Origin of the sequence: Lyngbya aestuarii BL J, from assembly GCF_000478195.2 — a bacterium.
In the GTDB taxonomy this organism is placed as follows: Bacteria; Cyanobacteriota; Cyanobacteriia; order Cyanobacteriales; family Microcoleaceae; genus Capilliphycus; species Capilliphycus aestuarii.
In genome coordinates, this window is sequence record NZ_AUZM01000047.1 from 19,419 (window position 1) to 42,490 (window position 23,072).

Annotated in this window: 21 protein-coding genes; 13 read left to right on the plus strand and 8 right to left on the minus strand. The window is 38.5% G+C overall.

What is annotated here, in order from left to right:
- Positions 1-7: 7 nt before the first annotated feature.
- Complete coding sequence (locus M595_RS31580) at positions 8-517, plus strand: hypothetical protein (RefSeq protein ID WP_023067878.1); 510 nt, start codon at positions 8-10, stop codon at positions 515-517.
- Positions 518-579: 62 nt separating this feature from the next.
- On the plus strand, positions 580-1,443 hold the full coding sequence (locus tag M595_RS18395) for an NAD(P)-dependent oxidoreductase (RefSeq protein ID WP_023067909.1): 864 nt from the start codon (positions 580-582) through the stop codon (positions 1,441-1,443).
- Positions 1,444-1,532: 89 nt separating this feature from the next.
- On the opposite strand, the gene M595_RS18400 is transcribed toward M595_RS18395, so the two are convergent.
- On the minus strand, positions 1,533-2,645 hold the full coding sequence (locus tag M595_RS18400) for a patatin-like phospholipase family protein (protein WP_023067897.1): 1,113 nt from the start codon (positions 2,643-2,645) through the stop codon (positions 1,533-1,535).
- 117 nt (positions 2,646-2,762) lie between these two features.
- Between M595_RS18400 and dprA the strand changes: the two genes are divergently transcribed.
- Together dprA and M595_RS18410 are read left to right on the plus strand one after the other, a co-directional pair.
- Positions 2,763-3,947 (plus strand): DNA-processing protein DprA, encoded by a 1,185-nt coding sequence (gene dprA / locus M595_RS18405; RefSeq protein ID WP_023067902.1) that lies wholly within the window; start codon positions 2,763-2,765, stop codon positions 3,945-3,947.
- 106 nt (positions 3,948-4,053) lie between these two features.
- A complete protein-coding gene (locus tag M595_RS18410) occupies positions 4,054-4,494 on the plus strand; it encodes a VOC family protein (RefSeq protein ID WP_238987099.1) in 441 nt (146 codons plus the stop codon).
- 15 nt (positions 4,495-4,509) lie between these two features.
- On the opposite strand, the gene M595_RS18415 is transcribed toward M595_RS18410, so the two are convergent.
- A complete protein-coding gene (locus M595_RS18415) occupies positions 4,510-8,361 on the minus strand; it encodes a hypothetical protein (protein WP_023067915.1) in 3,852 nt (1,283 codons plus the stop codon).
- Between the two features lie 338 nt (positions 8,362-8,699).
- Here M595_RS18415 and M595_RS18420 point away from each other — a divergent pair, with 338 nt between their 5' ends.
- On the plus strand, positions 8,700-9,521 hold the full coding sequence (locus M595_RS18420) for a calcium-binding protein (protein ID WP_023067889.1): 822 nt from the start codon (positions 8,700-8,702) through the stop codon (positions 9,519-9,521).
- 222 nt (positions 9,522-9,743) lie between these two features.
- Here the strand turns inward: M595_RS18420 and rbp are convergent, their stop codons facing one another.
- From rbp to M595_RS18440, 4 genes are all read right to left on the minus strand, one after another.
- Positions 9,744-10,046 (minus strand): RNA-binding regulator, encoded by a 303-nt coding sequence (rbp, locus tag M595_RS18425; RefSeq protein WP_023067914.1) that lies wholly within the window; start codon positions 10,044-10,046, stop codon positions 9,744-9,746.
- Positions 10,047-10,435: 389 nt separating this feature from the next.
- Positions 10,436-12,016, minus strand: coding sequence for a glycosyltransferase family 39 protein (locus M595_RS18430; protein WP_040484330.1), 1,581 nt, complete (start codon positions 12,014-12,016; stop codon positions 10,436-10,438).
- Positions 12,017-12,208: 192 nt separating this feature from the next.
- Positions 12,209-12,418 carry an RNA-binding S4 domain-containing protein gene (locus M595_RS18435; protein ID WP_023067890.1) on the minus strand — a complete coding sequence of 70 codons (210 nt, stop codon included), beginning with the start codon at positions 12,416-12,418 and terminating at the stop codon, positions 12,209-12,211.
- Positions 12,419-12,546: 128 nt separating this feature from the next.
- Entirely contained in the window at positions 12,547-13,731 is a 1,185-nt protein-coding gene (locus tag M595_RS18440) for a 1-deoxy-D-xylulose-5-phosphate reductoisomerase (RefSeq protein ID WP_023067885.1), read from the minus strand.
- Between the two features lie 122 nt (positions 13,732-13,853).
- On the opposite strand from M595_RS18440, the gene M595_RS33025 reads away from it, so the two are divergent.
- Both M595_RS33025 and M595_RS18445 read left to right on the plus strand, forming a co-directional pair.
- Positions 13,854-13,931: an NUDIX hydrolase N-terminal domain-containing protein gene (locus M595_RS33025; RefSeq protein WP_375339246.1), complete on the plus strand. Its 78-nt coding sequence runs from the start codon at positions 13,854-13,856 to the stop codon at positions 13,929-13,931.
- Positions 13,924-14,178 (plus strand): NUDIX hydrolase N-terminal domain-containing protein, encoded by a 255-nt coding sequence (locus tag M595_RS18445; protein ID WP_023067904.1) that lies wholly within the window; start codon positions 13,924-13,926, stop codon positions 14,176-14,178. Before M595_RS33025 ends, M595_RS18445 begins: the two co-directional genes overlap by 8 nt.
- Before the next feature lie 348 nt (positions 14,179-14,526).
- Here the strand turns inward: M595_RS18445 and M595_RS18450 are convergent, their stop codons facing one another.
- On the minus strand, positions 14,527-14,916 hold the full coding sequence (locus tag M595_RS18450; RefSeq protein ID WP_040484331.1) for a recombinase family protein: 390 nt from the start codon (positions 14,914-14,916) through the stop codon (positions 14,527-14,529).
- A 460-nt stretch (positions 14,917-15,376) separates the two neighbouring features.
- Between M595_RS18450 and M595_RS18455 the strand changes: the two genes are divergently transcribed.
- On the plus strand, positions 15,377-15,715 hold the full coding sequence (locus M595_RS18455; protein WP_023067903.1) for a thioredoxin family protein: 339 nt from the start codon (positions 15,377-15,379) through the stop codon (positions 15,713-15,715).
- Between the two features lie 143 nt (positions 15,716-15,858).
- On the opposite strand, the gene M595_RS18460 is transcribed toward M595_RS18455, so the two are convergent.
- Entirely contained in the window at positions 15,859-17,910 is a 2,052-nt protein-coding gene (locus tag M595_RS18460) for an FAD-dependent oxidoreductase (RefSeq protein WP_023067905.1), read from the minus strand.
- Between the two features lie 143 nt (positions 17,911-18,053).
- On the opposite strand from M595_RS18460, the gene M595_RS18465 reads away from it, so the two are divergent.
- From M595_RS18465 to M595_RS18485, 5 genes are read left to right on the plus strand one after another with little or no spacing between them, the layout of a single operon-like run.
- Complete coding sequence (locus M595_RS18465; RefSeq protein ID WP_023067898.1) at positions 18,054-19,433, plus strand: aldehyde dehydrogenase; 1,380 nt, start codon at positions 18,054-18,056, stop codon at positions 19,431-19,433.
- 49 nt (positions 19,434-19,482) lie between these two features.
- Positions 19,483-20,064 (plus strand): LutC/YkgG family protein, encoded by a 582-nt coding sequence (locus tag M595_RS18470; RefSeq protein WP_023067911.1) that lies wholly within the window; start codon positions 19,483-19,485, stop codon positions 20,062-20,064.
- 19 nt (positions 20,065-20,083) lie between these two features.
- Positions 20,084-20,827, plus strand: coding sequence for a (Fe-S)-binding protein (locus M595_RS18475; RefSeq protein WP_023067880.1), 744 nt, complete (start codon positions 20,084-20,086; stop codon positions 20,825-20,827).
- Positions 20,824-22,236, plus strand: coding sequence for a lactate utilization protein B (locus M595_RS18480; RefSeq protein WP_023067906.1), 1,413 nt, complete (start codon positions 20,824-20,826; stop codon positions 22,234-22,236). The genes M595_RS18475 and M595_RS18480 overlap by 4 nt, the downstream gene beginning before the upstream one ends.
- Before the next feature lie 45 nt (positions 22,237-22,281).
- Positions 22,282-23,031 (plus strand): Uma2 family endonuclease, encoded by a 750-nt coding sequence (locus tag M595_RS18485; protein WP_023067913.1) that lies wholly within the window; start codon positions 22,282-22,284, stop codon positions 23,029-23,031.
- Positions 23,032-23,072: the final 41 nt, after the last annotated feature.

Here is a 23,072-nt window from a genome sequence, read left to right on the forward strand (position 1 = left end):
TAAATTAATGACTAACTCCAACAAAATTCTCGCCGTTATTCGACCGAACAGACCTAAACCCGACGACATCAAGCAGTCAGAAGCCAAAACTGACGCCAACATTGACTCTCAAAAAGAATCACAGACCGAATCAAAAACAGAGTCAAAACCCGAATCACAGACCGAATCAAAAACAGAATCAAAGCCATCACTCCCAGAAAAACCCTCCCGTCGTCCCCGACCTTCTTCTTCCTCCTCGGATAAGCCCTATCGTCCGTCTCGACCTAAGCCGAAGCATCTAGAAGAAGTTCCTCAAGCGACAAACCCAGCCGGGGAAATGTTTAACCCCGGTGATCAAATTTGGGTTAGATCTCCTTGGGGTAAATGGGCGGTTGCTGAGATTGATAAATTTTACGAAAGCAATCACGATCAAGTTGTTGCTCATTTTAATCCCAAAGAAGAACGCGCCGGATGGACGTGGATGGGCGGATGTATTCGTTCTGAACTGCTCAAAAAAGTGCCGACTTCACAAGAATAAAGCGTTAGATGTCCGATCACCGCTAAGATAAAAAGGTCGGACATCAAAGGAATTTTCTATTCATGAAAGTTGGCTTAATAGGAACTGGACTGATGGGACAACCCATGGCTCTGCGCCTAGTAGAAGCCAATTTAGAGGTAATGGCTTATAACCGTACTGCTTCTAAGCTAGACCCTCTTAAGGCGGACGGTGTGCAAGTGGCGGATTCTCCCCAGTCTTTGATTGCAGCGAGTGAATGTATTATTTTGATGTTGGCGGATGCGCCTGCGATTGAAACGGTTTTGTTATCGCCCGAGTCGCGACAAGAGTTATCTGGAAAAACCGTGATTCAGATGGGAACGATAGCCCCTCAAGAAAGCCGAACGATTGCAGAAAGGGTAACAGAAGCCGGAGGAGAGTATTTAGAAGCACCTGTACTCGGAAGTATTCCCCAAGTGAAAAGCGGGACTCTACAAGTGATGGTAGGGGCGACAGAGGCGCAATTTCAACAATGGTCTGATTTGCTTAAAAACTTGGGAGAACCAGTGTTAATTGGCTCAGTGGGGACGGCTGCGGCGACAAAATTAGGATTAAATCAACTGATTGCTGCTTTAACGAGTGCTTTTGGACTCAGTTTGAGTTTTGTTCAACATCAGGGCGCAGATGTCGAGAAGTTTATGCAAATTCTCCGTGAAAGTGCTTTGTATGCTCCGACGTTTGATAAAAAGTTACAACGAATGCAAGACGGGAATTATGCAAATCCTAATTTTCCAACCAAGCATTTATTGAAAGATACGAATTTATTTCTGAAAGCTGCGGCAGAGTTAGGCTTAAATACCAGTTCGTTAGAAGGGGTAAAATCATTGTTAGAAGCCGCTCTGACCTTGGGAGTTGCTGATGATGATTATTCGGCGTTGTTTGAAGGAATTAAACCTCAAAAAAAATAGAATGTGTAGGTTGGGTTGGGTTGTACGGGGACTGAACTCAACCTACAATTTTGGGTTTAACTCAGAATACCAAACAGAGTGAATCAAGATTAGTTTAAGTGAGAAGATACAGCCTGTAATTGCTTTTTGGACTGAACCACAGGAGAAACTGAAGTTGCAGTCAGTTGAATGGCTAGATGGTATAACTTTTTCTGCACTTCTGGGGATTGGATATATCTTAATGTCTCTTGTTTGAGTGCATCTATGTTTTTTTGATTCGCCTTAAAAGTCGAATGTTTTTGCTTAAAATAAGGCTGAAAGCGGTAATAATTCTTGGAGTTGACCAGATGCCGAGAGATGTGATCGATGACATCAGAAGAACCATCTTGAATCGTTTCTAAGATCGGCATATCATTTAAAGGATTAATCCACTCAAATGCTCCCCATCCTCGTGATTTTTTGACGCTAATTGATTTTGTTTTTTGGGTGCCACAACCCAGGGAAGCAACAACTAAATTAGAGGGATGTTTTTTGGCTTTAATTGCTTCTGCAACTGCACATAATGTTGGATTGTTGGCGGCAACTCCTCCATCAATTAAGGGAATACAGAGATGATTATTTTCGGGATTATTTGTTAATTTGTAACCCTTAGCGTGCCAGTAGCTTAGATAAGTCTTATCTTCAATAATATGAGCAGGAAAAGCGATGGGTGCCGCCGCAGAAGCCCGACAAACTTCCCAGATTGGGAGAGTTTTACATTCAGATTGTTTACTGTTAAAGACAACGGCTTGACCATTATAAACATCATAGCTTGTGACTAGGGTTTGAATTTTTAATTGATCAAAGGTTGTGGTTTTAAATATATTCTGAAGAACGGCTTCTAATCCTTTGCCATCATACATAGGTTGACTAATACCGAGATGTAAACGGTTGACAAATCCTGTTAAATAAGATCGGAATGTTGGCGGAAATATTTTTTGTGGAAATCCAGAATATAGGGAATAAAATTCAACAATTTTAGAGATAGAAACGCCATAAGATAAACCACAAGCAATTAAACTCCCGGTAGAGGTTCCAGCAATCAAGTCAAAACAATCTTTAAGCTGTTTATTTGGATTCCGTTGTTGAATTTTGTTTTCTAAATCTTGTAAAATTAAAGCAGTTACTAAACCCCGAATTCCACCACCATCAAGAGAAAGAATAGAATAACGTTGAGACATCATTTCAATCCTGCTGTACTACAACACTAACCTAACTTCCGAGAGGAGGCGTTGAATAGTCCCTTCTTTGAGTTACACTCAAATGAGAACCGATTTTAAGTTGGGTTTGGAGGTAAAAATGTGTTAGAAGAACGAGATTATTGGGTTTGTTGGTCACAAATTTCAGGGGTCGGGCCAATTGCTTTGCAACGCCTCCGCCAACATTGTGGTAATCTCGCGACGGCTTGGAAAGCTTCAACCCAAGAATTACGAAAAGTTGAAGGTTTTGGGCCACAGACAGTTGAAAAAGTGGCACAACAACGAGCGAAGTTTAACTGTGTTGAATTTATTAAAAAACACTCTGAAAAAAACCCTTATTTTTGGACTCCGGCTGATGTTAATTATCCCCGTTTACTCTTAGAAATTCCAACACCTCCGCCTGTTTTATATTATCGAGGAACCATAGAAACTCAAGAAAATCAAGGAATAAAACCGACTGTTGGGATTGTGGGAACTCGTGAACCTTCTGAATATGGACGGCGTTGGACGCGGAAAATTAGCACGATTTTAGCTAAAAGTGGCTTTACAATTATATCAGGAATGGCAGCCGGAATTGATACCGAAGCTCATTCAAGTTGTTTGGATGCGGGTGGACGAACCCTAGCGATTTTTGGGACGGGAGTTGATATTATTTACCCAAAAGATAACCGTCAATTGTCTGAACGAGTGATTAAACAAGGTTTAGTGATGAGTGAACATCCAGCCGGAACCAAGCCAAATCCCCGACATTTTCCCAGTCGAAATCGGATTATTGCGGGGTTAAGTCGGGCGGTATTTGTGATGGAAGCCGGACAAAAATCTGGGGCGTTAATTACAGCCCATGTGGCGAATGATTTTTGTCGGGATGTGTATGTTTTACCGGGTCGTTTGGATGATGAAAAGTCACAGGGTTGTTTAAAGTTAATTAATGGTGGTGCGGGTTTGATTCCCGTTAATTTAGAAGAATTATTAGAACAACTGGGTGCAATTCCTGAACTGGATACACCGCAACAATTATCATTACTTGAATCACCCCCAAAAACTTCGTCTGCTTCTGTTGGGACTTTAGAACCCACTTTAGAACCCACTTTAGAACCCACTTTAGAACCCAATTTAGAACCCAACCTAGCAACAGTTTTTCAGGTGATTTCTTCTGAACCGACTGCTTTTGATGTGATTGTTCAGCAAGCGGGATTAGATATAGGTATTGTCTCTAGTTCGTTATTACAATTAGAACTTTTGGGGTTAGTTTCTCAGTTACCGGGAATGCGTTATCAACGATGTTAATTCTAGATTAAGTTAAGATCACATAACCAATTTTAAACAAAAATATGGTAAACTTAACATCAAAGTAACTCTCTTAATCTCAAACTTTACAGCACAATAAATGAATATGAGTAACCCTTCTTTTCCTCGATTTCATCTGGCTTTTCCAGTCTTTGATTTAGAGAAAACTCGCTCTTTTTATCAAGGTTTATTGGGGTGTACAGAAGGACGAAGTTGCGACATCTGGGTAGATTTTGACTTTTTCGGACATCAAATTACTGCTCATTTATATTCATCAGAAAATGAAGTTGTTTCAACGAATCCCGTTGATGGCGAAAATGTTCCGATTCGTCATTTTGGAGCGATTTTAGAATGGGATGAATGGCATAAACTGGCTGAACGTTTACAGAAAGAAAATGTAGATTTTTTGATTCAGCCTCAAATTCGGTTTCAGGGACAAGTGGGTGAACAAGCAACGTTATTTATTAAAGATCCGAGTGGTAATGTATTAGAGTTTAAATCATTTCAAGACGAAAGTCAAATCTTTGCTAAAAAGACAAATTCTTAAATAAACTGACTTTAGTTATTCCCATTCTTCTAATTCATTAATCCAATTTTGTAACGCTGTTACGATTTGTTCTCGTCGAGTTTCAAAGTTAGCTGCAATCCAAATTAAGAGTAAACCTAGAATAAAACCGACAATCCATTTTAAGAAGGAATAAATTGAGTTTAAAATCAAGAGTTGGTTGACTGCATTAATTAAAAAAATTGCAGTTCCGACATATAAAAATGCTCTAATTCTTAATCCTAAACCGATAAAAATAGCCGTTAGACTCACTAAACCGGGTACAATTCCTGTCTCTTTATTGGTTAACAATGCAGCAAAACAAATCATTCCTATTCCTATGATTCTAATCCAATGACGTAGGACTTTTTGTTGAGGATGTTTTAAATAGGGGTCAATTTGGGCTATATATAAAATAGATAATCCCGGTATAATTGTATCTCCCAACGCATTCAGATCATATTCTGTGGAAAATAGCCAGTGATAATAAGCAAAATTAATTAATCCTACGCTAAAATAAGTGAGTTTAATTTGTTGAGAAAATTGAGCTAAAATTAAATATAAAATAATTGCTATACTGGTTGAAAAATACCATGAAAATTCTAGGGTTGATTCGGTAATAACTGATGTTAAAACAACCGTTAAAATGGGGATAGAAATAGCGACTCGCCGCCAGGGTTTAATCGGCCATCCCCAATTTTGCCAAGGCATAAAATACAGAAAATAAGCAATGATTGAAACAATTGCACCGCCCCAAGGAATTAAAAATCTTCCTAAATTTAAAAGATCACTAATAAAGTAACCTATTGCTGCGGCTTCTAAACATCCAATATAAACCCAAAAATCAGCTTCTCTAGCCTTAGAATTATAACGTCCTTGAAAAATAGCATATCGAGTTAAAAAGACACCTATTCCTAAGCTGATAAAAGAGTTAAGTTCAGAGGGCAGAGGTAGAGAAGCAATCAAAAAGCAACTACTCATTGCCCAGTGAAGATGAGCAATTATTTTGATTTCTGTCTCACTTAAATAGAGATAATGGATAAGCTGAGGTGAGAATAAACGATATACATAAACAATTGTTGTTCCTAACCCTGCAAAGGCGATGAATTGTTCTGCTAGAGGGGCAGATGATAAGTTATAAACTAATAGTTGATAAGCGGCAAGTGAAACACCAAAAACACCAATATAAGTTAGAGGTTTTAACTCAGGGCTACGCCGCCCGACTCCTAGAAAAATAAATGCGAGGATAAATAAACTGATTCCTGTCCAGTTATCAAAACTTCCTGATGAACGTAAAACGGCACCAAAAATCCCATAAAATAGAGGTAAAACTTGCCAGGGATGAGGAAGGTGATGAATTCTTATTCTGTGTTTCCAATAATCTCCTAAAACTTGTGCAATTAATCCTAAAATCAGATTAGCAATCGATAAGTTAAATAAGGCATTTTCAGTAAAACCAAAAGTATGAGCCATTAAAAGTTCAACTTCCCAACCCAATATATAAATAAATAAGGGCGGATACTGTTCTCTATTTTCTGTTTCGGGATGATTTAAAAGATGAATAACAACAGCAATAATTGAAAGTATTGTTGCTAATATCGCTAAAGCACTAGGATTAAAAAGTTGCCAATAAATTCCGATGGCATAAAACGTCAAGCTGATTAATTGAAACCAACATAAAATCGGTGTCCAGATTTCCACCGCAGTCACATACAAAGACGCGATATAACTTGAGAAACGGTTTAATCTGGCTTGAATAATCCAGAGTACATTTAAAGCAATACCAATAAAAACTAATCCACCTGTTAAGGTTAAATTGGGAACCATTTCCCAGACTAAAAATCCATAAAACGTTAATCCAAAACCAACTGTTATCGTGGCTGAAAGTTGATTTTGTAAATAGTAAGTATTCAATACCATTAATCCGGTGGCGACTCCCCAACTGATTAACCGAATTCCAGGGATTCTAAAGACTAATAGTTGTATCATGACTAATGCAACAATACTCAATTTGCTGGCTAACTGTCGGCGGGGGAGTGTTAAACTAGCAATTGTTGTTAATGCAATTGGAGTGATTAGCCAAATAATTCCCCATTGACTTAACCCTTGACAAGCCAAGTTTGAGCATAAATCATTCAAATTATAGCTAGAATGACTATATAAAAATTGATAACTTAAAGCTGCTAATCCTAATCCGATATACCAAGCACTATTCACAATAGAGTTAGCAATTAAAAGACTGTGTTGGCGAGTATAAATCGTATAGAATATCCATTCTCCAAGCATGAATAGAATTGATAAAACTCCCCACTGAGATAAAGATAGTTGAGGAAAATATAAGTCTATAAAACTTGCGAATGCAAATAAGCCTGTAAGATGGGTGAGATAAACTAGAAAAACTCTGAGAGGTTGACGACGAATGGTATAAACAACTAAAATGAGTGTAGATATTAATAAGTATAATGAACGCACAACCGGATCAAACAGCGAAATAATTGTTAAAAGGATTCCTAATTCTAATGTTAATCGTTCTCCAAATAGAGCAAGTTTAGGATGCTGAGACTGATGAATCCAGTCTGTTAGTGTGAGCATTAAAATCAAGTAAATTAATCCAACCCAAGCGATTAATATCCAGGGTTCATCTGAAGATTGGGTAATTTGTAGAGCGGTTTGAATGATTTTTTGTTGACTTTCGACGGGAATTAAACGCCAAATTAACCACTGTGCTTGGAGTCCAGTAATAAAAATAAAAGCTAAATCTCGTTGTCGCCAAAACTGTCTTAAATTTATTCCAAAAATTACCAATGCAATCCCACTAACTGCTAAGGCTTGTTCCGGTTTAGTCTCTATTGAAACGAGCCAACCTATGGCTAAAAATAGATAAGCAAATCGCTGTAACCAAACGGATGAATAGAGAGATAATAATCCTCCCGTTAACCCCAACGCTAACCCGAATTGAGTGAGATCAAGATTAACAACAAAAATAATTCGCCACCAGAGGAAGGCGAGAGGAATTAAGCAAAATATTAAGGGAAGATTTTCACGACTATTTAAACGAATCTGTTCATGATTTTGGCGACGATAAAAACTAACTATTCCCGTCCCGATAATCCCGAAATAAAGAGCAATTAAGGGAATATTAGGAATTTTCCAGCCGAGTTGTAAATAGCTGAGTCCAAGTTGATTTAAAATAAGTAGGCGTTGTAACAGTATTTCCTGGGGTTCTCTTGAAGATAAACGAGGATTGAGAATAATCGTAATAGCTGTTAAAATAAAAATAGAAACAATGCTAATCCCCAGACTGGAATATAATAAACCTAACCCATCAATTGCCCAAAAGTTTAGTGGAATTAAGAGTAAAGTGACCCATTTTAAAGTTTCCGACGTTAGAGGTAAGCGACTCTGAAGACCCGGCCAAACCGTGACAATTCCAAACCCCAAAGTATAAGCTAACAAGACTCCATATTGTCCGATAGTCGGTAATTCTTGCCATCGACTAGCAACCAAGACTCCGGATGAAACCAACACCATGAATAATCCCAAAAAGAGCAGCCAGCGCACACTAAATTCTGCTTTTAGAGATTGGAATAACTGAGAAGGTAAACTGCTAAGATCAGGATTTGGTTGAGGTTTACGGACAGGAACAGATGCTTCTACAGTAGAGTTTTCTTCAGAGATTGGTGATGGAGATATTTGATCTAAAGTTTGAGGGGGTAGCGGTTCACTGAAAGAATTTTCACAGATGTGACGCACTTGTTCATCTGACAATAACCCTAAGTTTAACCAGGCTTCTAAACCGTCTAATACGGCAGAATGATCGCTACGAATCCGAACTTGAAACTCAATAAACTTTATAATAGGGGAAGACATCTCTTTAAGAGCGGAGCAAAAGCTAACCGCTAATTACATCTAGGACAAAAGAAAGTATTTTCTCTGAATTCAGTGGATAGACTCGCAACCGAAAAATTCCCAAACTTCTCTACTCCCTCTATTTATTTATCTTGAGTTCAGGATCGTCTCAAGTTGAGAGTATGGAGTGAGGCTAAGATAACATACCTGCTTTTCAAATGGCAATATTAAAAAACATGAAGTACATTAAAATTATTGTTTTCACTACTCGAATTAGCCGCAGGGTTCAGAGAACAAAGGAACAAAGTCTAGGATCAAATCAGTCTCTTATTGAAAGAAATTAGGATAAAAAGTCAACAATGGTGAGTATTTTAACCCAAGTCAATTTTTTTGGTTCTGTCGATACGACTCGTTTTGTTGTACTCGGAGCGCTTGAGGACGATAATATTATACCTCCCATTCAACTCAATGATGATCAAGGAAACCTTCTCACCTCAAATGCAGATGCGAGTCAACTTGAAATCTTACTTCGTGACGGCAATGATATTTTTGATGGTTCTACCCTAGAAATTAGAAATCAAGACGTAGAAGTAATTGTTGTTGGGAATAAAGGTAATGATTTGATTACCGGGAGTTTCGGTCAAGATAGTCTTTTTGGAGGACAGGATAATGATGATATTCTCGGAGGAGAGGGTGATGATCAACTCTTTGGAAACTTAGGAGATGATTTTGTTTTGGATGGTGGACTCGGAAATGACTCTATTTTTGGGGGTCAAAATGATGATTATGTACGCGGTGGAGAGGGGGATGATCAAGTTTTTGGCGATCGCGGAAATGATATTATTCATGGAGATGGTGGCATTGATCTGTTAACAGGTGGCGCAGGACAAGATCAATTTGTGATTGATTTGATGTTAGAAACTCAGACGAATGATCCGAACTTGGTTGATACCATTCAAGACTTTACTTCGGGTGAGGATGAAATTGTTATTTTTGGGATAAATTCTGAATTTATTGAAGTGAGTAACTTAACTTCGGTGGGGAGTTCTTCAGGGTTTGTTCTCTATGATACTCGTGGCGGTGACATCGGTTCGGGTCGTGAATTTGCGATTGCTTTCATTGAGCAAAATTCAAGCTTAACAGCAGATATAACTGTAGGTACAGATATTTTTACGATTTAATCTCGATCAACGCTCTACTGAAAATTAACACATTTATTCCTGATCAAAAAGTATGAGGCACGTTCTAGGAAATATTGCTAGACGTGCGCCTCAAAGTCAAGCTATAAAGCTTTTTCGATGATACAATCTCTCTAACCATAAATGCGGGTATAACAATACCGAGTTAACATTATCGACATCACGACGTCATCGGATAGAGAGACTTGAATTTACGCTAAAGATTTAGTAATTGTCAGAATAACGATCGTTTCTGCGACCTCCGCCCCCAAATGAACTTTTCTTTTCACGAGGTCGCGCCTTATTGACCTTGAGATCCCGTCCCATCCATTCTGCACCATCGAGAGCTTCAATTGCAGCATCTTCTTTGGATTCTTCTTGCATTTCTACAAACGCAAATCCTCGGGGACGGCCCGTTTCCCGATCCGTCGGAATACTAACCCGTTGGACAGTTCCATATTCAGCAAATACGGCCTTCAAATCCTCTTCCGTAACCTCATAGGAGAGATTACCGACATAAATCGACATACGTTAACTTCCCAAATCAGACAGATATACAAGACAGATATTTCGGAAGGCTAGCTCTGCCAGATGGAACAGAACAAAATTCTTTGTACTGAAAGCAAAAACTGCAACCGATACCTATTCCTTAGAAATATTCTAGCACGAGTAGTTTAAGCTAAGATCTAACGGAACGATTTAAAATCACAAATATCCCCAAATCCGCTTGTGCATAAGTATTAGCCGCACTCTCAACTCGGGGAACACACGCGACACCCTTCTCCTGTCAACTCCAAGATCAAAATTTATTTATAGAGAGAAAATTTCTCAAACTGTTACCCTGTAATTTTAGATGGAGAGGGGAGGAGGTGGGGTGCAGGGGGAGATTTTGATTTCTGACCTCACGACGTCTTCTATCATTCGGGAAGTTCAACTCGCCAAAGCCATCCTTGCTTATAAACTTTTTCTAAATTGGCTTGATAAACTTGTTCAATTCCTTCAATTAAAACTTCAGACGGACGATATAAAAAAAGATCACTAAAATCTTGCTCAGGAAGCAGAGGAATATTAGACTGAACAACCAATTGTAGATAAACATTGGGTTTGAGTCGATGACTCAAGGGTAGAATTCTACCGGGTTCTGAATCACTAATTACCAAAGGACTTTTGGATAAATTAATAATTTCAGCGACCGGAGAAACATAGCGACTTCGGGTATAACTTTTATGCCACCAAACCGGATGAATAGAACTCACTAAGCAAGATAAAATTCCACTGAAACCGATTCCTAAAAAGATGTATTTCCAGCGTTTTTTGAGTTGAGACTTCAGGAAATTATCACTAATTTTTGTAGTCAAAAGATAAGCCAATGAAATTTGTAAACCCAAATAAGAAGGAATTCCATAGCGAGCAATTGTTGAACGTTGTCCACCCCAGAATAAATCGGGTAAAATTAGAGCAGTTCCCATGACTCCCATCAACGTAATTATAAAAAACCAAGTTTTAATCGGAGTCTTTTTAACTAAAAAATCAACTGAATATCCCGCAATCATAATAATTGGATATAAAATCGGATTCAGTAAACTATAGCCTTGATTAAAATCAAAAGTTAGCCGAGTTAAATTCAGGCCCCAAAACAACATTGTACCGGGTCGAGTAATCCGATGAGAGCTAGTATTATCAATTAAATCGGGGAAATTTGTAAAAATAATAATTAACCAGGGTAGAAAAAGAATAACACTCAATAAAACTGCACTGATAGCCGGAATAATATACTCAAATTTTCGCCATTGTTTCAGCCCAAATACATAAATTCCATGAGCGAGATAAACAAATACAGAAAATAAATGAGAATACAATCCGAGCGTCAGACTAAAAGCATAAATTCCCCAAGCTAAACGTTTAGATTTTACCGCTTGATTTGTTTGTGTAACTCGTAAGGCTCTTAATAATGCAGCACTCGAAAATAAAATAGTAAACGTCCATAAACTATAAGCCCGAGCTTCCTGAGCATATAAAACATGAAAGGGAGAAATGGCTAAAATTCCCATTCCAACCCAACCCACCGTCGCTGACTGAAATAGTTCGAGACAGAGCCAATACATCACCGGAAAACAGAGCAAACTAATCAGGGCAGATAAACAACGAATGGTCGCTACGGAATGACCAAAGATTTGCATCCAAAAGCGGGCTAACAAATAGTAAAAAGGAGAATGTTCGGGATGTTTTCTAAAGCTAGTAAACGCATCTTTTAAACTTTTTTCAGCCGTTGGATATTGATAAATCTCGACTAAATCTCTGGCTCGAATTAATTGACCTGTATAAATTTGGGGGATTAAATCATCCAGGAGATATCCTGAACTTCTCACCGAGGTATGAACTTCATCATACCAATAGACTTTATACCCTAAGTTGACAAACCGAAAGGCAATTCCTACAATTAGAAGGAAAGCCGCAAATTGTTGTAACCATCGGGTTGTAGACTTTGATTGATCCATGATTTGCTTCCTTTCGGACTGCTGACTAATTTTACAGTTAATCTCAGTCGTTTTGACAAAATTAATCATATTATCTCATCAAGTTTATTTTAGATTTTATTTTTTCCTCAAACTGAAACCTGAATAAATATCTATAATGAATACTAATGATACAATCTTTTGCTGTGAGTAATTTCTGGGAAGTCTTCAAGATTAGTCTTTAAACTCAACCACATAGTTTTGTTCTTCAAATGTAACCCGATCACCATGTACTAATTTACGTCCGCGACGGGTTTCTATTTCGTCATTCACTAACACCCAACCGGACTGAATAATCAGTTTAGCTTGTCCTCCTGTTTGGGCGCAACCCACGAATTTAAGAAACTGATCAAGTTTAATTGTTGGTTCATCGGGTGGTGTCATTGTAATCTCCTATTTTGCTCAAAAAAGTTTTTATTATTCCGTTAATCATACCAATTTTGTTTAAATTTGTGTACCTAGAGAGTTCAGGACGCAAGCCTTGCGTCCCTACTTCATTTTAAGTTAATGCTTTAAACAGTAACGGTTTGATTGAGTTTTGTTTTAACGGCTAATACTTCTTGTCTTGCCCATTGATCGACGGCAATAATATCATCTAAGGAAGGATTTTGGCTATTATCAGTTTGATGGCGATCGCAAACAGATTCTATCACTTTTGGAATGTCTAAAAACCCAATTTTTTCGTCTAAAAACAACGCCACAGCCTGTTCATTTGCAGCATTTAATACGGCTGGCATTGTTCCCCCTGCACGTCCAGCAGCATAGGCGAGAGACATACAAGGATATTTATGATTATCGGGTGCTTTGAAGGTTAAATTTCCGGCTTTAACTAAATCTAATTGTTCCCAATCGGTATAAATTCGTTCCGGCCAAGACATCGCATAAAGTAGGGGTAAACGCATATCCGGCCAACCCAATTGAGCTAAAACAGAGGTATCTTGCAACTCAATTAATGAGTGAATAATACTCTGGGGATGAATGACAATATCAATATTATCGTAATCCAATCCAAATAGAAAATGAGCTTCAATCACTTCTAAACCTTTGTTCATCATTGTGGCCGAATCAACAGTGATTTTACGACCCATTGACCAGTTCGGATGTTTAATCGCATCCGCTACTTTTACTTCCGCTAATTTCTCAACCGGCCAATCGCGAAATGCCCCCCCAGAAGCGGTTAAAATAATCCGTCGTAATCCCTTTTCTGGAACCCCTTGTAAACATTGAAAAATTGCCGAATGTTCGGAGTCAGCCGGAAGTAATTTTACACCATATTCTTGAATTAAAGGATTGACAACGGGGCCGCCTGCAATTAAAGTTTCTTTATTGGCGAGGGCGATATCTTTTCCTGCTTTAATCGCCGCTAAAGTCGGCAGCAAACCCGCACAACCGACAATTCCAGTAACGACGGTTTCTGAGTCTCCGTAGCGGGCAACTTCAACCACTCCTGACTCTCCGGCGAGTAGAATGGGTTGAGGATCGAGATTCGCGATCGCGGCTTTTAATTCAGGTAATTTGGTTTCATCACAAATCGCCGCAATTTGAGGGCGAAAGGTGCGAATTTGTTCGGCGAGAAGGGTAACATTACGACGCGCCGCTAGTCCAACGATTCTAAATTTGTCGGGATGATCGTTGACAATATCGAGGGTTTGAGTCCCGATAGAACCTGTTGAACCTAAAAGAGTGATGGCTTTCATATTTTTTTAATAAGTTGTCAATTATTACCATAGTACGATGCTTGATCCCCTTGTCGTAAAAATGGGAAATTTTCAGTCGAACCGTTGTAGGCGAAAGAAGAATATCAACGGGAGAGATGTGTATGGAACCCCAATGGATCGAGTGGGCAAAAGCATTACAGGCGATCGCACAAACCGGATTACATTTTGTTCGTGCGTGAGTATGATGCCGAACGTTATCGCCAAATTCAAGAGATTGCGGCTGATATCTTCGCTCATCATACTAACACGAAAAAAGAGGTAATTGGGGATCTCTTTTCTCAAGAATACGGTTATGCAACGCCGAAAGTTGATGTCCGGGGTGTGGCGTTTCAAGAGTCTAAAATATTGCTGGTTCGTGAGGTTTTAGATCATTATCGTTGGACATTACCGGATAGTATTAATTTCTATCGGATTAAATATTTTTAAAGTGTGAGTTTGGGTGATTAAACCTAATCCTCTTTCTCAATTCCAAGATACAACTAACCGTCAAATATGACGTTTTTTTATCTTTTGATGTGCTTTCCAGGGCGAATCTTCTGAACTCAGTAGAATCAGAGATTGACGGGAATGAAAACACAATGAGAGTTTTTACAGATTTTGAACGTTTTCAACCCTAGAAAAAAATGCCTAGAAAGGGATGTTACAACAAAACCCTCTAAATAGCAAACTGGCTCTTTACATTTCCCGGATTTAGGTTTATTATCAAAAAACGAAACAGAATAGCGTATAGGAAGTTCATGGTATAAGCAACACAGCGACTTTTAGGTTGAAGACTCAATCTTCCTGAGAGTGAGGAGATTTTAACTCAGACGAGATCTCACTGGAGCTTATATTTCGACTTTCAGAACCCGAGGTTTTATTATAAAGTCGGTCTAAAACACGCTTGACTGAAATTCGCCTCCATTGCTGGCCCCGTTTTGTTTTATAGCCTTTTTCATTCAGCCAATTCGCGATTTGTTGTAGTGATTTTCCGGACTTATGATGACGACGAATTAACTCAATGACTTGTTGTTCACGCGGATCTTCTACCAGTTCGCCATTAATAGAACATAAGCCAAATGCAGGAGAACCATACCCTGCATAGCCCCCCTGAGCAGCTTTGGCTTTGCGTCCTTCCTCAAGTCGTTGCCAGCTTGAGAGGGAATCTAATTTCTCGGCAGTCATAACTTTGTGATCAAGCATAGTCCACTATTCTGATTTTATACTATTAGACAACAATTGCAACATCAACTGCAACATCAAAAGTGCAACAATTGTCGATATGAATCTTAATTAAAATGTCAATTATTTCTCTAAATATATGAATCCCAGCAGTAAAAAGCAAGTCTATCCGTTCGTTGAAAAGGTTGTTAATCACTCTCAAAGATGCAATCAAAATACAAAACAACTTGTAATATAAATTAACAAAATTTCAAAGAAATAATACTTAAAAACAAAAAAAGAGATCTAAAACAACAAAGTTAGTATTTCTCGATAAGCTTATTTCAAAAAAAATTGATGTTTAAATTAAAAATAGAAAAAATACTACAGATGATTAATCCCCCTTAAACTCCTTTGATTTTTTTTCAATCTAAAAATAAACTAATGATTATACCACTCTTTTAGTTCACACAGGAGTTAACAGTTGAAACCAAACTCTTTTAATAAAAAAGCGATATTCATTCGGGAAGAAGACTTTGATCAAATTCTTGAAGAATATCCTTTAGTCGTCGTGGTTTTTGTCATATCTGGATGCGATTTAAGTGACCGGATTAGACCGATTATTAACAAACTCGCGAATGAGTATTTTTCGCGTGTGAAAGTTGTCAAAATAGATATTAAAAAAAATCAACAAATTACCCAAAAATTTGAAATTGCTTGTCTTCCTAATATTTTTTATTTTAAACACGGAAAACGAGTTAACAATTTAGTGGGTTTATTGCCCTATGAAGTCATTCGAGATAAACTTGAAGAACTTTTATAGTTCAATCCGTTGATCAATATTTTCAGAAGATCAGTAAAGTGATGCTGAACCCTTCTACAATTAAAAAGATAAAAAATAAAATATTTCAAATCAAGATTTCAATCGTAGATAGAACTTCAGCATTTGATCACATCAACATCAAATCAAACAGGTGACTTCACCTGAACCAGTTTATTTCCAGGTGTTTGGGGTTGTCCTAAACCATCAGTTAACGCATAACTAACCGTCAGTAACCTCATCCATATTCCTGGATAACGAGGTTCTAACCAAGGCTGAATCCATCGAGAAAAGCGAGGAACCCAACTTAATAAACCACTCACTAAGGCTAAAACTGTGAAATTCAAATAATTAAACATCCAACGTATAATTTCATTGAAAGTAATGAAATCCAAAATCCAAACTAACAGTTTAGGATTGGTTCGAGCCGCTTTTAAAGCTAATCGAGTAAACGTCCACCAGTCGGCTCGATCTTTAATAAAAGTGTCTGCAACGGCTGTTGGTTCTGAGGCTAATAATCCAAAAAATGTATTTAAAATAGAGTTAATTTTTTGAGGCGGTAAATGTCGATCTGTAGGCACCATCATTCCTTTAGAAAAAAGCCATGTGACTGAAATATTGCTTTGATAAGCTCGAATTTGATTGAGGTGTTTGACTTGCAAAAGGTCATGTTTTAAAGCGGTATTCAGTAAATCCGTTAAACGAGATAAATTCCGCACTAAAGAACCAAATCCAGTAAACACTAAAGGAGACTGAAGTGAAGCAGCATCTCCAATCGCAATTAACCGATCATAAGCGACTTTGCGATCGCGACTTCTCGCACTAAAATGTCCAGGAATATAACCAAAAGTTGGTTTTTTCCAAACTAATTGATCTAAATCACACCGACGGTATTCAGGTAAAATCGTAAAAAAATCTTCATACATTTCTAACAACGAACCTGGATTTTTGGGGTTAACTTGATGATAATGAAAAAGATAAAAAGTTAACTCATTTCCTGCACCGGGAAATAACTCCCAAATCAGTTGACGTCCCCGAGAAATATCACCATGACTATTAAGAACATCACCATATTTAGAGTCCCAGACATCTGGTTCAAAACCTCCATCAATCACCGCCCCAACCGTCGGACAAACACTATCAAAAGCCCGTCCTCCGTTCAATTGCCAAGCAATAGGAGAAGCCGTTCCCATCGCATCTACCAGTAAACGTCCTGTCGCAATTCGTTCTGATTGGGTCGGTAAATGAAGGGATTTAAGCAGAACTTGACTCGATGCAATATCAGCTCGAATAAATTCGGTTTCATCCCAAATATCACCGCCCGCCTGTCGTAATTTTTCCCCACAAGAACGTAGTAATTTTTCGGCATCCAAAGCAACATTTAAGACCGTCGGAGTATGCAGAACTGGGGCTTTAGCAACCGGGGGATTATTAGCATCAAAAAACTTATGAAATCCATCTTTATATTCTCTGGCAATTAAACTTTCAACCTCAGCTTTTGAGAATAATCCTAAATCAATTAAACTTTGAATTTCACTGCGAGAAATATTCCACTCACGGTTCATTCGTCCAAAAGGCAACCGTTCCATTAATAAGACTCGATAGCCTAACCGTGCCATCACAGCCGCATGAATCACCCCCAACGCTCCACCCACATAAATCAAATCATATTGAGGTGTAGAATTAGTGGAAGAATCGGGTACTGAAAAGATAATTTGTTTGGGTTTTTTAGGATTAAGTACGCCTTCCCGCCACCGTTTTTCCCACCAATACACTCGCTGAAGATCAGAGTCTCCATTGGGCATTTTTTGAAAGTATTTGACCGTCAAAGGATAATTATCAGCTAAGGCTTCAAAAATCGATTGTTGAGAGAGGTCAATTTCTGGAGGTTCAGGATATTGATGAGGAAATTGTTGTCTAAGTTCAGTTTCTAGCTGTTGAATAAATTGCTGTTGATCAGTTTTCGGAGGATTTCCTACTCGAAAAACTTTTAGATAAGTCGTTCGTTGAAGTGACCAAAGAAAAGCTGAAAGTTCGTTAGGTTCAGTCTTTGTCGCGTCAGTGAAAGGAAACTTGAGACGAAAACCATCTGGGGTGATGTGTTTTTCTCCGGTTCGGGGTTTAAACTCCTCCTGCAACCAGGTACAAACGCTTTGGGTATTGGGTGTGGGGATTTCCAGATAGAGAATTTCCTTCATGTTCATTTGTGATCAATTTGTACCTCAGTTACGAATCAAGTGATTCATCCATATCAATAGGGTAGGCTAAAAAAGGCATCTTAGGAAAGAGTCTGACGCTAAAGGTGTAATATTTATTGATGAACGTTTAGGATCAAGATATCATGCCAGAGTCACTTCAAGTTGAAAAGTTGATCCAACAGCAACGACAATTCTTTGCTACAGGTCAAACAAAGAATGTCAACTTCCGTCGGGAACAACTTCAACGTCTGAAACAAGTAATTATAGACCATCAAGGTGACATTATTGCAGGGGTCAAAGCTGATTTGAACCGACCCGAATTTGAAGCTTATTTTGAAATTGCTTCGGTATCCGAGGTTAATTATGCGATTAAACACCTCAAATCTTGGACGAAACCGAAAAAAGTTCGGACTTCTCTTGATCAATTTCCCGCCTCTGCCCAAATTTGTCCCGAACCTTTAGGTATTGTTCTGATTATTGGGCCTTGGAATTATCCCTTTCAATTGATGATTTCGCCTTTAGTTGGGGCAATTGCTGCGGGAAATTGTGCCATTCTTAAACCCTCAGAAATTGCGGCTAATACCTCTAAAGTTGTTGCTAATATGATTCGAGAAACCTTCGATCCGGCTTATATTGCTGCGGTAGAAGGTGGAGTCGAAACCAGTCAAGCTTTACTCGCTCAAAAGTTTGATCATATCTTCTTTACCGGAGGAACAAAAATTGGTCAAATTGTCATGGAAGCTGCGGCTAAAAATTTAACTCCAGTCACTTTAGAATTAGGGGGAAAAAGTCCTTGTGTTGTCGAGAGTGATGTTCAGCTAGATTATACCGCAAAACGAATTGCTTGGGGGAAATTTATCAATGCCGGACAAACGTGTATTGCACCAGATTACTTGTTGGTGAAGCGTGAAATAAAAAATGATCTATTAGAGAAAATCAAAGAAAATATTCAAGCTTTTTATGGAGAAAACCCAGAAAAAAGCCCCGACTATTGCCGAATTATTAGCCCAAGACAGTTTGATCGGTTAGCCGATTTTTTGCAAAATGGTAAAGTGATTATAGGCGGACAAACAAACCCTGAAGATCAATATATTGCACCGACAGTTTTAGATCAAGTCTCTTGGGATGATCCAGTCATGCAAGAAGAAATTTTTGGGCCGATTTTACCTGTTTTAGAATATAATGATTTAGGAGAAGCAATCTCTCAAATTAACGCTCGTCCTAAACCCTTAGCTCTCTATTTCTTTTCCAAAGATAAAGCCAAACAGCAACAAGTTCTTCAAAATACGTCTTCCGGTGGGGTTTGTTTGAATGATACTGTTATGCAATTTTCAGGAACTTATCTACCCTTTGGAGGTGTAGGAGAAAGCGGGATGGGAAGTTATCACGGAAAAGCAAGCTTTGATACTTTTTCTCATTATAAAAGCGTGTTGAAAAATACGTTTTGGATAGATTTACAGTTGCGCTACGCGCCATATAAGGGAAAAGTTTATTTGATCAAAAAGATTTTAACCGGACTTTAAAATCTTGAAAAAAATATATAATTAATCTGTACAATACCCGTAAAATATTATGAACAGTCGTGATTTTATTTTAAGTTCAGTTCGTAAAAATCAACCCACTTCCGAAGTTTCACCTCCTAAAATTCCAGTATTTAATACCAACTCAGAACCCTTAATTAAAAACTTCAAAACCCAACTCGAACGCATGGGAGGACAATCTTTTGAACTCTCAAATATTGAGGAGATAAAAGCAAAAATAACCGAACTTTATCCCGATGTAAAAATCATCTGTTCAACCCTTCCCGAAATATCCGGAAATAAACCCATTCATTCTGATACTCCTCCCCATGAATTAGCCGATGTTGATGTTGCCATTATTCGGGGAAAGTTTGGAGTTGCAGAAAATGGGGCAATTTGGCTAACCCACGAAGATTTAGTTGTGAATGCGTTGGGTTTTCTGTCTCAACATTTAATCATTTTACTTGACTCAAAACAGCTTGTTAGAGATATGCACCAAGCCTATCAACGAATAGAATTAACTCAAACCTCCTACGGTGTCTTTATGGCTGGCCCCTCGGCAACAGGAGATGTAGAAGCGGTAATTATTCGGGGCGCCCAAGGGGTTCGGAGTCTAACCGTTTTTTTGCTGTAAAATTAACTGATTTAAAACCATGAAAGTCGGTCTTTTTATTCCCTGTTATATCGATGCGTTCTTCCCAGAAGTGGGAATAGCAACGCTAGAATTATTAGAAAAACTCGGCGTAGAAGTCGAATATCCTCTTGATCAAACCTGTTGCGGCCAACCCATGGGAACTAACGGCACCCAACAACAAGCATCCGCAACTGAACAACTATTTGTAGACTGTTTTAAAGACTATCAATATATTGTCAGTCCTTCCGCCAGTTGTGTTGATCATGTTAGGGCAAATTTAGATGCAATTCCTCAAACTTCAGAGGTACAGAATGTTCGTCAAAACATCTATGAATTAGTCGAATTTTTGCATGATATCCTAAAAATTAATCACTTTCCTGGGGCAGAATTTCCCCATAAAGTTGGCTTACATAACAGTTGTAGTGCCATTCGTAAACTGGGAACATCTCGACCCTCAGAATTAATGATCGCCTCTTTTTCTAAAAGTCAAACCCTCTTAGAAAAAGTCAAAGGGATAGAATTTGTAACTTTAGATCGTCCCGACGAATGTTGTGGGTTTGGCGGAACCTTTTGTGTTTTTGAAGAAGCGGTTTCTGCTCAAATGGGGTATGATAAAGTTAACGATCATTTCCGCAATGGTGCCGAATATATTGTATCGGGTGACATGAGTTGTTTATTGCACCAAAAAGGTATCATCGACTATTATAAAATGAACCTAAAAACAATTCATATTGCTCAAATTCTCAACGGAACTTCACGATGACTAAACCCATTAACCAAGCCGCCGCAGCCGAACAATTTTTACAAGATCCACAACGCGCCCAACAATATGATCAAATTCTTTGGAATGCACGACTCCGACGAGATCAAGCAGCAGCATCTATTCCTGAATGGGAACAATTACGCGAAATTGCCTCACAAATTAAAGAATATACTCTCACTCATCTTGCTGACTATTTAGAACAGTTTGAAGCCAACGCAAAACAAAATGGAATACAGGTTCACTGGGCGAAAGATGGGGTAGAACATAATCAAATTGTTTACGATATTCTCAACACTCATCAGGTTCAAACTCTAGTTAAAAGTAAATCTATGCTGCAAGAAGAATGTGGCATGGTTCCATTTTTAGAAAATCAAGGAATTACCATTACAGAATCAGATTTTGGAGAAAGAATTCAACAACTCGATCAAGAACCTCCGAGTCATATTGTTATGCCTGCTATTCACAAAAACCGTCAAGATGTTTCTAAATTATTTGCCGAAAAAATAGAAACCGATCCCAATAATGATGATCCGCATTATCTCAATGAAATGATGCGACAAAATACTAGACCTCGCTTTTTAAAAGCCGATGCGGGGATGACTGGGGTTAATTTTGCGATCGCAGAAACGGGTAGTTTTGTCGTCTGTACGAACGAAGGAAACGCAGATATTGGGGCGAATGTTCCCCGGCTACATATTGCCAGTATGGGGATTGAAAAATTAATCCCAAAAGTTGAACATTTAGCGGTTTTTATTCGTTTGCTGTCTCGGAGTGCTTTAGGTTCTCCCATTACTCAATATACCTCCCATTTTACCCAACCTAAAAAGGGTGGAGAAATCCATTTAGTGATTGTTGATAATGGCAGAAGTGAACGGTTAGGAATGGCAGATTTTTGGTCATCTTTAAAATGTATTCGCTGCGGGGCTTGTTTGAACACTTGTCCGGTGTATCGTCGCAGTGGAGGGTTAAGTTATGGGGCGGTTTATTCGGGGCCAATTGGAATGGTTTTAGACCCTACTTTTGATGCTAAAAAATACAGCAATTTACCCTATGCTTCAACCCTTTGTGGTTCCTGTGGTGATGTTTGTCCAGTGAAAATTGATCTCCCCGAACAAATTTATAAATGGCGTCGGGTGATGGCGGAAAAAAAGTTACTCTCTTTACCTCGTCGAGAAAGCATGAAAGCTGCGGGGATGGTGTTGGGAAATCCTCAGCTTTATCGTTTTGCTGAGAATGTAATTTTACAGAAAGTAATGAAATATTTCCCCTTGTTATTTTCGAGTAAAATCTTAAATCCTTGGGTGCGACATCGGGCGTTACCAACGGTTCCCGAACAAACCTTTAAACAGTGGTATATCAAAAACCGTCAACCTCAAAACACTCAAAAAAAAACTCAAAAAAATTTGTAATTTATGATATGATATAATCATTAAGCCGCAATGTTATCTCAAGCTATGGCTGTCACAACCACGAGTCTCAAAGTAACTTGGGAAAAGTTACCCGAAGACTATATTTTACCCGATGATCCGGTGGATAATATTACTCAGCCCCTATTGGCAATGGCATTAACAGATGCGTTAAGTGTGGCGGGAAAATTACCTGAAAATTCCCTAACTCCTACTAATTATGGCATCTGTGCCACAGTAAATGATAAAATTGTTGTTAAAGCCCCTGACTGGGCATTTATTCCGGAAATTCGAGTTGAACGCTTAGAAGTTGAACGCAGTTATACGCCGCGTTTGGAAGGGGATATTCCTCTGATTGTGATGGAATTTATCTCTGAAACAGAAGGGGGTGAATATTCGATTAAACCAACTTATCCGCCTGGAAAATGGTTTTTTTATGAACAGGTATTGCAAGTTCCAAACTATGCGATTTTTGCACCCCAAAATGGTGTTTTAGAATTGTATCAATTGGATGATTCTAGCCGATATAAGGTACAAAAACCTGATGAAAATGGGCGATATTGGATCGCTGAAATGCAGTTATTTTTGGGCGTTTGGCAAGGAACCCACGACAGACGCACAGGCTATTGGTTGCGGTGGTGGGATGAGGCGGGAAGCTTATTGTTATGGGGTTCTGAGTTAGTCCAACAAGAACGTCAACGTACAGAAGTTGAACGTCAACGTGCAGAACAAGCCGAACTTCACCTCCAACAACTCATGGAACGACTCAAGGCTGAGGGAATTGAACTCGAAGAATAGGGTTTTCAAGAAAGATAGTCTAATTTCGGGCGAGAGGAGAC

Bases quoted from the DNA above. Each gene is read 5' to 3' on its own strand.
- M595_RS31580 (WP_023067878.1), top strand. From the start codon at position 8: ATGACTAACTCCAACAAAATTCTCGCCGTTATTCGACCGAACAGACCT.
- M595_RS18395 (WP_023067909.1), top strand. From the start codon at position 580: ATGAAAGTTGGCTTAATAGGAACTGGACTGATGGGACAACCCATGGCT.
- M595_RS18400 (WP_023067897.1), bottom strand. From the start codon at position 2,645: ATGATGTCTCAACGTTATTCTATTCTTTCTCTTGATGGTGGTGGAATT.
- M595_RS18410 (WP_238987099.1), top strand. From the start codon at position 4,054: ATGAGTAACCCTTCTTTTCCTCGATTTCATCTGGCTTTTCCAGTCTTT.
- M595_RS18415 (WP_023067915.1), bottom strand. From the start codon at position 8,361: ATGTCTTCCCCTATTATAAAGTTTATTGAGTTTCAAGTTCGGATTCGT.
- M595_RS18420 (WP_023067889.1), top strand. From the start codon at position 8,700: ATGGTGAGTATTTTAACCCAAGTCAATTTTTTTGGTTCTGTCGATACG.
- rbp (WP_023067914.1), bottom strand. From the start codon at position 10,046: ATGTCGATTTATGTCGGTAATCTCTCCTATGAGGTTACGGAAGAGGAT.
- M595_RS18430 (WP_040484330.1), bottom strand. From the start codon at position 12,016: ATGGATCAATCAAAGTCTACAACCCGATGGTTACAACAATTTGCGGCT.
- M595_RS18435 (WP_023067890.1), bottom strand. From the start codon at position 12,418: ATGACACCACCCGATGAACCAACAATTAAACTTGATCAGTTTCTTAAA.
- M595_RS18440 (WP_023067885.1), bottom strand. From the start codon at position 13,731: ATGAAAGCCATCACTCTTTTAGGTTCAACAGGTTCTATCGGGACTCAA.
- M595_RS33025 (WP_375339246.1), top strand. From the start codon at position 13,854: ATGGAACCCCAATGGATCGAGTGGGCAAAAGCATTACAGGCGATCGCA.
- M595_RS18450 (WP_040484331.1), bottom strand. From the start codon at position 14,916: ATGACTGCCGAGAAATTAGATTCCCTCTCAAGCTGGCAACGACTTGAG.
- M595_RS18460 (WP_023067905.1), bottom strand. From the start codon at position 17,910: ATGAAGGAAATTCTCTATCTGGAAATCCCCACACCCAATACCCAAAGC.
- M595_RS18465 (WP_023067898.1), top strand. From the start codon at position 18,054: ATGCCAGAGTCACTTCAAGTTGAAAAGTTGATCCAACAGCAACGACAA.
- M595_RS18470 (WP_023067911.1), top strand. From the start codon at position 19,483: ATGAACAGTCGTGATTTTATTTTAAGTTCAGTTCGTAAAAATCAACCC.
- M595_RS18475 (WP_023067880.1), top strand. From the start codon at position 20,084: ATGAAAGTCGGTCTTTTTATTCCCTGTTATATCGATGCGTTCTTCCCA.
- M595_RS18480 (WP_023067906.1), top strand. From the start codon at position 20,824: ATGACTAAACCCATTAACCAAGCCGCCGCAGCCGAACAATTTTTACAA.
- M595_RS18485 (WP_023067913.1), top strand. From the start codon at position 22,282: ATGGCTGTCACAACCACGAGTCTCAAAGTAACTTGGGAAAAGTTACCC.